Below are 13,625 nucleotides of genomic sequence, written 5' to 3'. Positions count from 1 at the left end.
ACAAACCAACTGTTTTTTATTTTTCAACCTGTCCCACAAATCCAGATATACCAAGTTCCATAATAGTTTGAGCATACTTCTTATGCAAAAACTCATTCACACTTTCGGCATCATCCATTTGCAAAACAGTCAATGCAGCATCACGAACATCTTCAAAGTTGATAGAACGGATAATTTTCTTCGTGGTCATCACGCTCCACGGAGTCATCGAAAGTTCATCAACACCAAGTCCAACCAACAACAATACGCTCATCGGGTCCGTACACATTTCACCGCAAACAGCAACCGGAATACCTTCACGATGCGCCGCAACCACAGTTTGGTAAATCATGCTAAGCACAGAAGGATGGTGCGGTTGGAACATATCTGTAATAAGTTCGTTCGTACGGTCCACAGCAAGCGTAAATTGGATCAAGTCGTTTGTACCCAAGCTAAAGAAGTCCACTTCCTTAGCAAGTTTATCCACAATCATTACGGCTGCTGGCACTTCAATCATCGAGCCGATTTTCACAACCGGCAATTTATGGCCTTCGTCTTCCAACTGTTTGCGGGCTTTTGCAATGCAAGCCTTTGCACGCCTGAGTTCAGTCATGCTCGAAATCATCGGGAGCAAAATACGCAAATTGCCAGTCGTATTTGCAAGCAACAGCGCACGCAACTGCGTAATGAAAATATCTTCGCGGTCTAGGCACACGCGGATAGAACGCCAACCCATAAACGGGTTCGATTCGTTCACCGCCGAAACGCCCGACACAAGCTTATCGCCACCCGCATCAAGCGTACGAATCACGACTGGGAACGGATTCATCTTTTCAAGGATATGCCTGTAAGCGCTTTCCTGTTCGGCTTCGGTCGGGGTATCCTTTCTGAAGAACAAAAATTCAGAACGGTAAAGGCCGATACCCGTTGCGCCGAAGTCCGTTACTTTGTCCGCTTCCGTCGGGATTTCAATATTCGCATGCAGCACAATGTACTTGCCATCGCGAGTCATCGGCTCCAGCTGGCGCATCGTAAAAAGTTCACGGCGCTGGCGTTCGAACATTTCCTGACGTTCGTGGAACTTACGAATATCGTCTTCGTTCGGATTGATGATAACCTTACCATCAGCACCATCAACGATAATCGTATCGCCGCTCTTGACAAGGGCCGCCACATTTCTAAGGCCCGAGACTGCAGGGATTTGTAACGCTCTCGACAAAATGGCCACGTGGCTCGTACGGCCACCGGTATCCATCACGATTGCATTCACTTGTCCCGGCTTGAGCGTCATCAAGAAACTTGGAACAAATTCATGAGCTACAAGAACAATGCCTTCCTCGTCAGCCACATCCTCCAATACCGGTCCGGAGTCGTCCATCGCAGACATCAGGCGATTGTACAAGTCCCTAAGATCAGCGGCCTTGTCTCGCATGGCCGGAGAATCAACCTTCTCGAACTTTTCAATGTAGGCATTGAATACAACATGTACCGCCCACTTTGCATTCTTGTGCTTCTTCTTGATCTTGTCGAGGACTCCATTCACGAGTCCCGGATCTTGCAAGATCATCAAGTGAGTTGCAAAAATCAGGCTGTCCTTGACACCAACTCTGGTTTCTGAAATTTCTTTGATTTGAGCAATTTCTTTAGAAGTCTTACTGATGGCTTTCAAGAACATTTGCTCTTCTGCAGCAAGGCGACTTTCTGGAAGAGTTTCATCGACCACAGAAAATTCGCGGTTTGCAACAGGGAACACCGTCCCCATGGCAAAGCCCGGAGACGAAGGCACACCGACAAGTTCAGTTCTCGGACATTTCCGAGAAGAACTCTCAGCAGGTTTCGCCACAAAATCAGCAGGGTTCTTCGTTGAAGTGGTCATCAAAAAGCTTTTCCAACTGCTGAACAACTAGCTCTTCATCCTCACCATCGATTTCGAACTTGACTTCGGAACCGGCTGGGATAGCAAGCATCATCACGTTAAGGATGCTCTTCGCATTGGCCTTTGATCCATCAAATATAATGGACACATCGCTTTTGGCCTGGCCCGTGATATCAACTATCATACCGGCCGGTCGAGCGTGAATACCCAATTTGTTGGAAACTGTAAATAACTTTGTAATCATCAATTCCTCAGAAGAAATCCACATTAATATCAAGGCCATCCTGCAGGATGATCTTGAACAGGCTGTCAGCAGAGTGTACCGTTTTCACGAGGTCATCATGAAGTTGTCTATCGTTAAGCAAGATACCAACGGTATTGTCCTTTGAATCCATCTTGGCCTGCACCTTAGCAATCAGCCCATCCAAATGCTTTGTCACGCCTTCCAGTTCCGAAATCAACTGGTTCGCGTTACCCATAACCTTATCCGTTCCGGCAAAGAGACCGTTGATCGGTTCCTTTACACCATCGACAAGCTCGTTCACCTTGACCGTAACCTTATTGAGGTTTGCAAGGCTCTTCTTGAGCTGCGGATCAGTCGTCACCACAAGCGACATCAAGCGATCTTCAAGCTTTTCCGCTTTCACGAGAAGCGTCTTGAATCGGTCCTGGAATTCCGGATTTGCAATCGTTCCATTCAACGCCGTCTTTACCGCTTCAAGCAGAACCTTCGTAGAATCGCAAACTTCGCCGGCAAGACCAAGCGCTTCGGCAATGCCAGCGTCGAACTGACCGTTAATAGTATCGCCCGGTACAAAATATTCTTCGGAATCGCCAAGAATCATGCCAATCTGACGTTCACCCATAATGCCAATGTTCTGCACACGGACTTCGGAATCCTTCGGAATTTTCACATTAGATTTGAGCCTAACCGACACCACCACGCGATGCCCAGAAAGTTCAATCGATTCCACTCGACCAAGCTTCACACCGTTAATCTTAACAGGGTCATCCAAAACTAGCGTACTCACCTGTGTAAAGCGCAAATGGTACACATCAAAAGTCTCACGCAGATCCTTCTCGTTCAAGAAAATCATGCCAAAAATCAAGATGAAAATGGCTAGAAGAACGACAAGTCCGACAGAAAAATATAAAGCGGTATTCTTTTTCATTCTAAAAACAATCTAGCATATTTTGCGATTGGCATTGGAGGCTTGTTCAAAAATAAGGGAAGAATCTAGTCAGCAGAACTTAGAAATGCTTAAAGAGAAGAAAGATGTTCTAAGTGAGATTATCGCTTCGCTCTAATCTCAACCGCTAGGCTCGGGAAAAGCGAATGAAGCAGTCAAAAAATATTTGACTATTTCTGAGCTCAAGAGACAACGCTTTAGCGTTAAATAGGCTTGCAAGCAATCCTGCTTCACTCACCTTACGCAGTTGTCTAAGTTCTAATCACCCTTCAATTCTCACGATGGGGCTGTTTGTTTCAATTCCGTTTACATGACGGTCAAGCCAATCGAGCAGCAAAGCATCTCTTTCGGCCTGCGGCAGCGCGAACTTTTCGCGGCCCTCTTTCTGCATGAACACATCCAGGTAAGTCATCAAGACGCCGCCAGCCACAGACACGTTCATGGATTCCGTGATGCCGTACTGCGGGAGTTTGAATTCGTAATCGGCATGAGCAAGCGTATCCGGGTGGTTCCCGTGAAATTCGCTACCCAAGTAAAAAGCCATCGGTTGGCTCAAATCGAGATCGAGCACGGAGTTTGTGGTGTTCGTGCTTGCAACAGCAATCTTGTAACCTTTTTCGCGGAGCTTTTCCATACAGAGCATGCGCTTCTTGTACAGATAAAGGCTCATCCATTTATAGGAGCCTTTCAAGATGGACTTGTTCACACTGTAAGCATTGTCTTCTTCAATGATATGCACATCCTGCAATCCAAAAACTTCTGCCGTACGGATAACCGCAGAAATATTATGCGGGTCAAATAAATCTTCAAGCACCATGCAAAAATGACGCGTGCGACGATTAACAACAGAAGTCAAGAGTTCACGGCGACGTTCCGTAACGCGTGCAAGCAATGTTTGCAAATCCTTAGGTTCACTCATTTTTAATCCTTTTTAATAGTAATTTTATCTGTAGGCTCAGTCGGTTCCGCAGGCTTAGCAGGCATGGGCTTAGGCTTGCTCAACTCCATCAGGGAACGTTCAAGGCGAATAGCATCCCCGAGTTTCCACGGGGCGCCAGCAACAACTTTATCAAACTCAGCAACATGGCGCTGGTTTTCAGGAGTCCGCATCTTGGCGTTTGTCGTAAGCGGGCGGCGATTTCCGCCATAATACATCGACGACGCTTTCTTGATATCGTTTACGACATCGTCAATTTTAGAGTTTACGACACTCTTGAAAACACGCAACTGCATAATCGAATTCAACACGGAATTTGCGGGGAACACGAAAGCAGTGAGCTTGTACTTAAGCTTCCGCGGAGCAACCAAGTCCATATCCAAGAACGCAACAGCGGTTCCTTTGAGAGACCATTTTAGAATTTGTGCATAACCATAGCCAAAAAACATGTTTCGCAACATCGACTTTGTACCAGCGCTATCTTGCAAGGCCCAGTAAAAATCACCAGAAAGTCCATGACCATTACCGCCCGAAAAATAGCGACGGTCGTGACTGTTGTATTCAAGCGTATATTCCGATTCCAGATAAGCGTTAATCAAGTCTGCCGTAAACGGCATGTTGTCGAACAAGAACGTAATTTCGTTGACTTCGAGCGGGAGAGTTCCTTCGCTAGAATAAATGGCTCTATACTGGCGCCCCAAGCGCAAAAAGACATCGGCCACCATGGGCTTGTTGATGTCTATCGAAAAACCACGCTTTACAATTTCCTTATAGGGGGCACAAAATTCTTCATCATAATTAACTTTAGGCCACGGCTTCATGTCATTTTCAGAGCAAGCTTCGTACCTGATATCAAGGCACTTGTACATACCCGAGCAAAAAGCACGCACATCGTCTTCCTTATTGTGCATCTTCTTCAAAAGCGTCTTGCCGGAAACTTCCGAAACCGGGATGACTTTTGCGGCATACGACAGAGATGAGCCCAGCGCAAGCACAACGCCCAAGCACACGCCCAAAAACGAAAAATGCAATCCCTTGCTCTGCATAGACACCTCGCTTTTTAAAGTTTAACGAAATTCAAGACTATCCAAAGGAATCACCGTAAACGGTTTCAGCGATTCGAACATGGAAACAGGACCGACAATCGAAATCGTCATCTTGTTTCTATCAAAATACTTAGCGATCATTTCCTTGACCTGTTCAGCCGTCACTGCCGTGATTTCCTTCACATAATCTAAATAATGATCGTCCGATTTTCCAAGAAGTTCACCCTTTGCAAAAATGGAAGCCGTCGAAGACGGTGAGTCAAAAAGGCTCGGCAAGCTTTCAACCAAGGACTTCTTAGCCTGTTCCAACTCTTCGGGAGTCGGACCTTCTTTCGCAAGTTTTTCAACTTCTTCAAAAACGAGTTTCAAGGCAAAATCCACCGTTTCCACTTTCGTCTGGAGCGCAATCGTCGTCATCGCCGTATCGCGATAATCGTTGCCAACCGTGCTATAAACGCTATAAGCAAGGCCTTCATCGCTACGAACGCGGTTCATGAGTCGCGAACTGAAACTGCCACCACCCAAAATAAAGCTAGCCACAGCGGTCGGGTAATAATCCGGATGCGGGCGCATCACAAACGGTTGGTTCATGGTAATGTTCGCCTGTGTGATGTCCTTATCGACCACGTACACACCGGGCTTACGTGCAAACGTAAGCTTTTCTGGCTTCGGCTTTTCCGTCTTTGGCAAGGCAACATTCCAATCTGCAAAGAACTGCTTGAGCATGGTCACCGCAGAATCCTTGTTCACATCACCGGCAAGCGCAAAGACAATTCGCTTAGAAGAGAAAACGCCCTTGGCCAAGCGCTTTACATCAGCAGCGGTCACTGCCTTGTATTCGGCAGCATTCGCATCCCAGAGGCGCGGATTCGGTGCATAGTTCACCTTGGATTTCAGTGCCGAAAGAACCTTGGCCGGAGTTTCGTAGCGGCGCTCATAAGCCGTGACAAAATTCGCCTTAACAATCTCTAACTGAGTCTTGTCGAACGCAGGCGCCGTGAGCACTTTCCTCGCAAGTTCAAGCATCGACGGAAAATCCTTCGAAAGGCAGTTGATGTCGAACGCAGAGAGGTAAGTTCCGACACTTGTGGAAATCGAGGCGCTCACAAATTCAAGGGAGTCTTCAAGGGCATGCGGAGTAATTCCACCACCCGCACCACGACGGATCATGGAGCCAACCATTTCGAAAGCGGCCTTGTCTTTGAGGACCTGCGGCACATTGTTTTCTTCAAAATAGACCGTAAAGTCCACAAGCGGAAGCGTACTGTCGCTTACGATGTAACCCGTAATGCCATCTGCAATTTCCACGCGGAAATCCTTTGGATACGGAGCCACATACTTGTATTCCGGAAATTCAATCTTACTATAATGTCCGGGCACACCTTCCAAAGCTCCCTTCACATTGGCAGAATCCTGAGCGGCAGCGGCATATACATCCACCGTTCCCTTGGATTTTGAGCCAAAATTAGGCATCAAGGAACATGCAGTCAAAGAAGCCAAAGAGGCCAAAAACGCAGCAGAAACTAAATATTTCGTATTCATCAACTAGAAAATAGTAAACTAAAAAGGAACATTCCAATATAGAGCAATCATTTTCAGGTTTATCGCTCCCCATTCTGCAAATAAGCATATATTAATAAATGAGCCTTCCTAGTGGCCCCACAACACGCGTAGTAAGCCTACCTCCGGCTTCCGCACCGATCTCCAGTCGAGACACAGCCCCACCAGGAAGGCTTCTTCAATCCCTCCTATGAAAAAGACCCGACGCGAGCGCGCCGGGCCTTTTCTATACTCTGTCACCCCGCACTCCGTTGCGGGCCTTTTTTATTGCAATTCAAATCATGCCTCAAAGTGCCAACGGCACGACCTCACACCCCATGCCTCAACTGAATCTTCCATTCAGCTGCTTACGGCGGCGGCCGCGTTCCGAAACAACGGCTTCAATCAAGAATAACAGCGCGGCAAGCCCGAGGAATATCTGATAGCGGTCCTGATAATTTTCCATGCGGTCGCTGCTCTGGTCTTTCTTTTCAAGAGTCGCGATTTCGGTCAAGACCTTTTGCAACTGGAACTCGCCTGGACTAGCATAGAAGTATAGCGCGCCGGTCACATTCGCAATTTCTTGGAGCGTCCCTTCTTCAAGGCGCGTCGTTACGATATTTCCCTGCATATCCTTCTTATAGACACTCCCGCCATTTTTGTCCTTGAGCGGTATAGGCACGCCTTCGCGAGAACCGATACCAATTGTGTAAATCTTGATGCCCATCTCGGCAGCTTCCTTGGCGGCATTGACTGCGGCGGCTTCAAGTTCTTCACCATCGCTCATGAGAATCATGATAGAATGCTGACTTGCACCACCGAAATTTTTGAACAAAGTCATTCCTTTACGGATAGCCTTTTCCAAGTTCGTGCCCGGCATGAGCCAGCCCGGATTCAGTTCGCGAAGCACCATCTGCACCGTGCCATAATCGAGCGTCAAAGGCACCATTACCTGGGCTTCGCCACTGAACGCCACCAAGCCCACACGGTCACCCGTGAGCGATTCGAGGAAAGATGAAATCTCATGGCGGCTACGGACCAAACGATTCGGCTTTACATCTTCAGCGAGCATCGAAAGTGAAATATCCTGCACAAGCACGAGATCTTGACCACGGCGTTCCACATGTTCCATCTTGCGGCCCCACTGCGGACGAGCTAACGCTACGAACAAAAACGCAATGGCCAAGAGCAACAACAGAACTTTCGTCAATCGGCGCCACGGAGAAACGCTTGTCGAAAGTTTCGAAAGCATCGAAAGCGATACAAAACGAGCCGCCAATTTTTTACGACGATGGTACGCATACACAAACAAAAGCGCAAAAAGAGGCAGTGTAAAAAGGCCCCACAAAAAGTTCGGTTCAGCAAATCTCATTATCTACTCCGATAAACTGCTTTAATTCAAATAAGCAAGAAGAATATACAAAATTCAAAGTTACTAGATATTAGTCAATAGTTACCAGCTTGTGTTTTAGAAAGTGGTTGGTGGTTAGGAATTGTCATCCTCGAAGAGGATCCATACAGTACTGTTTGCGAAATATGTATGGTTCCTCGCGTAGCGAGGATGACTGCATTCCTGTTTACTAGCCATTGCCTACTTTCTACTGTTTGCAATTGTTTTCATACAAAAAGCTTGCAATTATTTATATTTTGGTTTAAGGTTTAGGTTGCGAGAATGTCATACATAGGTTTAATAGAAATAAACGTCATCTGTATAGCAGTGTTGCTTATTACGCTGCTACAGTTCAAAGACAGCATCCTTAGACACCTCGAAGAGCGCATTCTCGGTTTTACCATCATCGATACCATCATCTACATCGTGCTAAGCACGGTGACCAAGATGCTTTATTCGATCCATATACAGAGCGACCTTTACGCAAGCAATCAGAAAATCTGCGTTATTTATGCAGTCATGTACGCGCTGAGTCTTAGCGCCTCGCTCCTCCTTGCTCAATTGTGGTTTTCTTTCATTTTTCTCAGAATCCGCAAGAGCGTCTACTCATACAAGCACCTATTTCCGCTGTTTTCGACGCCTAGCATCATCGGTATATTCATTTGTATCGGCATCAGCATTTATGGTTTTACAAACGACTGCCACACGACGTCACTCCAGTTCAGAAGGCTTATGCCGTTCCTCATTGGGCTGAACTTCCTTTATGTTATTGCAACAATGTTCCTCGGCATCCAGCATGCCATTACGCAAAAGAATTCCACGAATAAAAAAGAAGCGTTCTACCTTTCGTTCATCGCCCTTGTTCCAAGCAGCACCTGCATTATTCAGTATTTCGTCCCAGACATTCCGCTCACCGACCCTATTTTTGCACTAACACTTTTGCACGTTTACGTCACACTTCTAAAATTCAGGATTACTTCGGACCCGCTCACTAACGTAAACAACAAGATCCGCCTGGTGGATTACCTCCAGTTTATCACACAACATCAGGACCCAAGCAAGCGATTGTTCCTCCTCGTTTTGGAAGTGGACTACTTCAAAGCGATTGTCCGCAATTTCGGTTACGAAATGTCCGACCGTGTACTCGTAGACCTTTCCTCGTTCTTGAAGCGCCAATGCAGAGGCCAAAACACATTTTTGGCAAGGACCGGCGAAAGCCAGTTCGCTATTGTAATGGAACGCGATGAAGTGTCCGAAATCGAAGCCTTCTGCCAAAAGCTCGTCCGCGAATGCGACCGCGACAGCATGCAAACGGACATGACGACATGGAAAATTTCGTTCAGCCTGCACTATGCCGAGATTTCAAACATCTCGACAAGCAATATTTCCAAGATTTTCGCCGAAGCAAAGAAGAACTGCTACAAGCCAGAAACTCCCGCACCTAAAGAGTAGACGAAAGAACGGCTCTACGAGCCTATAGACGATAGACGAGAGAGGTAATTAGTCGCGGCATAGCCGCCCATAAAAAGATGCACGAAGTGCCATTATTATTCTCTCGTCTGTAGCGAACGGCGTGAGCGTTCTCTAATCTCTCATCTAAATTACGGGATTCTCACGAATCTTGTGTTCGCGAGGATTAATTCCAGCAAAATGAGGAGCGCACCGACCAAAAGCCACGGATAGAATTTTTCCGCATAGCGAGCGTAGGCAATTGTCTCAATTTCAGTTTTTTCGAGTTCATCGATTTCAGAGTAAATCTTTTCGAGTTCGTCCTTGTTTTCGGCACGGTAGAAACGGCCACCCGTCTTTGCAGCAATCTCTTTCAACACGCCTTCGTCAATGCCTTCTTCGGGCTGGATATCGCGTTCGCCCCAGGAGATTTCACCTGTCCACGGGTTCTGCTGGAACGCCAAAATCTTGCCATTCTTTTTTCCAACACCAACCGTATAGACCTTTACGCCCAACGACTTTGCCACTTCGGCAGCGCGTACCGGCGGCACAACGCTCGCATTGTCACGGCCATCGGTCAAAAGAATCACCACGCGGGACTTGGCATCCGACATCTTGAGTCGGGCAAGAGCATTCATAAGGCCATCGCCAATTGCCGTCCTGTTGTTTACAAGCGTATCGCGAGCCAGGTCATCGCTAGCCTTCAGGATTTCGAGCAAGGAACCGTAATCCATCGTGAGCGGGCACTGCATAAACGAGCGGGAACCAAAAGCGGAAAGCCCAATGCGGTCGCTATGGCGCTTACCGATGAATTCGGCAATCACGTCCTGAGCATATCCGAGACGACTGTATTTCCAGTATTCACCTTTTTTCAAAATGCGTTCAGCGTTCATCACGCCAAGCTTAGCCTGTTCCGTGCGAGTGAGCATATCGAGCGTTCCCATAGAACCCGAAACGTCTAACGCCAGCATAATATCAACACCATCGGTCGAGGTGTATTCGACTTCCATCGCATTCTGCGGGCGGGCGAGCGCCACGACAAAGCAAACAAGTGCTGCAAGTCGCAACGCTGGGACTATATGCCTAAACTTTACACGACGGCTCGGCACAGCCTTTTTTGCAAGGGCGAGCGCCGGGAACTTAATCGTACTCTTACGGCGCTGTTGACGGTAAACATAAAGAGCAATCAACAGCGGCACGAACAACAACAGCCAAAAGGCTTCGGGATTTTGAAAATGAAGGGTTCCAATATCCATTTCAGCTCCAAAATAACGAAAAACAAATTCTACACGCAAGAATATACAATTTAGTCGTCACGGAGACATGCTTTTTATGTTCAGAAAAAACGAAATTTTCAAAAATGCCCTCTTTTTACGTCAATTTCTATTCAAATTCAACATTTTTAACGTAATTTTACAACGTTGTATGTAACAAATCCGGCATTTCAACAAGGACTCCAATCTTTTTGAAAACTTTTTAGCCCTTAAACAGGTATTTATCACCCTAAAAAATCAGGAAAATGTCCTACGAGCCACTTTTTTCGAGCGATTTTATTTACTTTGTATTCAATTTTACGTAAAAACTCCGCAAATTCGCCTCATTTTTACGTAAAAAACGGCAAAATTTCAAAACAAGAGCATCAGCCCATCAACGCCAAGCACGGTAATGCAAGATACCGCGGCGACGGTCACAAGGCCACCGCCAAGGAGCGAAGCGACTACCGCAGCGAAAAGCGCACAGGCTCCCGTAATACGGCTGTCTGTCGCAAAGAAAATCGCAGGCACCGTCATGGCACTCAGCACCGTGTACGGCACATAAGCGAGGAAAGAACTCCAGAATACGCTCTTAAGCTTTTTGCGAAGCAAAATGAACGGCACGGCACGCAAAAAAAGTGTCACGCCAGCCATGACGAGCAAATAAATCACGTAAGTCTGCATGTCGATATTCATTTGCCAGCTCCTTCGCCATCTGCATTCAAGTCTTTCATGGGGAACAGCGCTGCCGCCACAAGGGAAGCAACAAGAGCGCAAATAATAATCGCAAAGCCTACGGAAACGCAACTGAGGGCAGGGATAAATTTAAACGCGCAACTAAGCGCAACAGCAATCGCCACCGCAAAAATGGTCGGCTTGTGCACCTTCATCTGCGGGACAACGATTGCAACAAACATGCCATAAAGCGCAACGCCAAGAGCGTTTGTCACCATCGCCGGGAGGACTTCGCCGCAAATTGCACCAACGGCAGTCCCCGAAGACCATCCAATGTAAGGTAGCGTCATGAGCCCTAAGAAATAGATCGGAGTCACGCTTTTTTGCGACATGGCAACAGCAAAGATTTCGTCGGTAATGCCTGTTGCCAAAAGCAAACGCTTCCCGGTTCCAAAATCCGGAGAAACCTTTTGCGACAGGGAAATAGCCATCAACGAATAGCGGAGGTTGATAAAGAACGTCGCAAGCGCCATTTCGATAAAAGTTCCGGCAGCATCCGTCATAATCTGGAGGCCAGCAAACTGCCCTGCCGAGGTCAAGTTCGTCATGGAAATAAGCGTTACAAGCGGCCAAGACAAGAAATTCGAGCCAGCAATACCGAACGAGAACGAAACCGCAAAATAGCCAAGCCCTATCGGAAGCCCGTCTTTTACACCATCTGAAAATTTCATGGACGCAAAGATAGTAAAAAAAGACGACTCGCGGCTATTTCTATGCAAATATTTAAATATATGCAACTACATTTCAGTTTGCAGATGGGTACGGATCACGATTGGATATCGCGCTGTCCAAATCCGCCAAGGGGAATTTCAGGAGACCCTTCCAGTTCGCCATATACAACGTGTCGCCCACAACTTCCATATCATAAGTACCTTCGGTAGATGTGCAGGAAAAAGTTTCTTCTGAGCACCAGTTTCCATCAACATAGCGCCACCCTTTTTCCTCGATACCGTATGGCTCTCCATAATCGCCCATATACACCGCCGGGAGAGAAGGATCATCTCCAGCAACAAAAAGATGCTTTCCATCAGAAGCAAGGGAATACTTGTAAGGTGGCGTATTTCGATAAAGCCTTTGCCCCCTATAAGGATCAACCCAAGCAGCATTAGTATCTATAGTGTCATCATACGTTGCAATGACACTGTCAACAGGATTCCACATATCCATCGCCTCATCATACTCTAGCACATATGTTGAGGACTTTTCCCCAAAAACGTAGATTTTGCCCTTATGCACAACAATATCCATAATTATCTCGCTTGTATCATAGGCATACTGTTTTTCCCAAATCGCCCATTCCGCATGAGGGATCCTGGCCATTTTTTTCCAACGTCCATCATAGCGCCACATCCCGCGAGCGCCGCTAATCGCATACAATTTGCCGTTCAGCTCCACGCCCTTGTGAAACTGGAAAGGATATTCCTTGGAAGAATCATAGTCATACGTGATATCCGCCCAGCCTGTATCCGTCTGCATTTTCATAAACAGTTTTATTGTTTCTTGACGAAGGTCCGTACTATCCTCAAATCCGGCAATACATACTACAGGCCAACCCCTATACATTGTTATTCCATAAACACTGTAAAAGCCAGCTGAATCGAATTTCAACGCATATATTTCATTCCACATATGACGTTCAAAATCATACTTCAGCACCTTGCCACTAAGCTGCGTCCCCGCATACAGCCCCGAGGAATCGCCATAGATATACCTGATCCATTCAGAACTAGACAAAGTATCCCACTGCGTTGAACCAATTTTTGAAGCGAATATTCTTGGAGTCAACGTAATTTTTCCAGGGGATGTATACTCATTGCTAGAATAATAGTCATCCCTCAAAACAATCCAATCCCCAACATGGAATATTTCCCTCAATCCGCCATATAACCTCGAGTGGTCAGGAACAGGAACAAAATCATCCCACCGCCAGCCAAACAGGCTCTCCTCTTGCCCATTCCGTCCATCATCAGGTCTTGTCGTCACACTGTCCGTACAGGCTAAAACAAACAACACTATAAACAGTATATAGAGCTTTTTCATACTAGAACCTCCACACATACTGTGTTTAATTCCCATACATTTTTCCTTTAAGTCAAGAAGGAAAAATATAAAAATTCAAAACAAATTCAAAGCCATTTATAGAATATTTTTCACACAAAATAAATCATATTCTAAATGCGGCATTGACTGCATAAAAAAAAGCCCGCAGCGCTTTAGCCACGGGTTAAACA

At 46.5% G+C, this 13,625-nt stretch carries 12 protein-coding genes; 1 reads left to right on the top strand and 11 read right to left on the bottom strand.

The window, feature by feature from the left end:
* Nucleotides 1-16: 16 nt before the first annotated feature.
* The 7 genes from ptsP to HUF13_RS14320 all read right to left on the bottom strand — a co-directional run bounded on the left by ptsP (nucleotide 17) and on the right by HUF13_RS14320 (nucleotide 7,939).
* A complete protein-coding gene (gene ptsP / locus HUF13_RS14350; RefSeq protein WP_173475766.1) occupies nucleotides 17-1,855 on the bottom strand; it encodes a phosphoenolpyruvate--protein phosphotransferase in 1,839 nt (612 codons plus the stop codon).
* Nucleotides 1,827-2,099, bottom strand: coding sequence for an HPr family phosphocarrier protein (locus tag HUF13_RS14345; protein ID WP_173475765.1), 273 nt, complete (start codon nucleotides 2,097-2,099; stop codon nucleotides 1,827-1,829). Before HUF13_RS14345 ends, ptsP begins: the two co-directional genes overlap by 29 nt.
* A gap of 7 nt (nucleotides 2,100-2,106) precedes the next feature.
* Nucleotides 2,107-3,027 (bottom strand): MlaD family protein, encoded by a 921-nt coding sequence (locus tag HUF13_RS14340; RefSeq protein WP_173475764.1) that lies wholly within the window; start codon nucleotides 3,025-3,027, stop codon nucleotides 2,107-2,109.
* 280 nt (nucleotides 3,028-3,307) lie between these two features.
* Nucleotides 3,308-3,964: an RNA methyltransferase gene (locus HUF13_RS14335; protein ID WP_173475763.1), complete on the bottom strand. Its 657-nt coding sequence runs from the start codon at nucleotides 3,962-3,964 to the stop codon at nucleotides 3,308-3,310.
* 2 nt (nucleotides 3,965-3,966) lie between these two features.
* Nucleotides 3,967-5,028 (bottom strand): hypothetical protein, encoded by a 1,062-nt coding sequence (locus HUF13_RS14330; RefSeq protein ID WP_173475762.1) that lies wholly within the window; start codon nucleotides 5,026-5,028, stop codon nucleotides 3,967-3,969.
* Between the two features lie 21 nt (nucleotides 5,029-5,049).
* Nucleotides 5,050-6,570: a pitrilysin family protein gene (locus HUF13_RS14325; protein WP_173475761.1), complete on the bottom strand. Its 1,521-nt coding sequence runs from the start codon at nucleotides 6,568-6,570 to the stop codon at nucleotides 5,050-5,052.
* A 340-nt stretch (nucleotides 6,571-6,910) separates the two neighbouring features.
* Nucleotides 6,911-7,939, bottom strand: a complete 1,029-nt coding sequence (locus HUF13_RS14320; RefSeq protein WP_173475760.1) for a VWA domain-containing protein — start codon at nucleotides 7,937-7,939, stop codon at nucleotides 6,911-6,913.
* A 300-nt stretch (nucleotides 7,940-8,239) separates the two neighbouring features.
* Here HUF13_RS14320 and HUF13_RS14315 point away from each other — a divergent pair, with 300 nt between their 5' ends.
* Complete coding sequence (locus HUF13_RS14315) at nucleotides 8,240-9,409, top strand: GGDEF domain-containing protein (protein ID WP_173475759.1); 1,170 nt, start codon at nucleotides 8,240-8,242, stop codon at nucleotides 9,407-9,409.
* Between the two features lie 149 nt (nucleotides 9,410-9,558).
* Here the strand turns inward: HUF13_RS14315 and HUF13_RS14310 are convergent, their stop codons facing one another.
* From HUF13_RS14310 to HUF13_RS14295, 4 genes are all read right to left on the bottom strand, one after another.
* Complete coding sequence (locus tag HUF13_RS14310) at nucleotides 9,559-10,662, bottom strand: VWA domain-containing protein (RefSeq protein WP_173475758.1); 1,104 nt, start codon at nucleotides 10,660-10,662, stop codon at nucleotides 9,559-9,561.
* Nucleotides 10,663-11,031: 369 nt separating this feature from the next.
* The gene (locus tag HUF13_RS14305) at nucleotides 11,032-11,355 is read right to left on the bottom strand and encodes an AzlD domain-containing protein (RefSeq protein WP_173475757.1); all 324 of its coding nucleotides are present in this window, start codon (nucleotides 11,353-11,355) and stop codon (nucleotides 11,032-11,034) included.
* Nucleotides 11,352-12,065 (bottom strand): AzlC family ABC transporter permease, encoded by a 714-nt coding sequence (locus HUF13_RS14300; protein ID WP_173475756.1) that lies wholly within the window; start codon nucleotides 12,063-12,065, stop codon nucleotides 11,352-11,354. Before HUF13_RS14300 ends, HUF13_RS14305 begins: the two co-directional genes overlap by 4 nt.
* A 73-nt stretch (nucleotides 12,066-12,138) precedes the next feature.
* Entirely contained in the window at nucleotides 12,139-13,434 is a 1,296-nt protein-coding gene (locus tag HUF13_RS14295; RefSeq protein WP_173475755.1) for a hypothetical protein, read from the bottom strand.
* Nucleotides 13,435-13,625 lie beyond the last annotated feature (191 nt).

The sequence above is a fragment of the Fibrobacter succinogenes genome (assembly GCF_902779965.1).
GTDB lineage: Bacteria > Fibrobacterota > Fibrobacteria > Fibrobacterales > Fibrobacteraceae > Fibrobacter > Fibrobacter succinogenes_F.
This window is presented reverse-complemented; position numbering and strand designations above follow the sequence as displayed.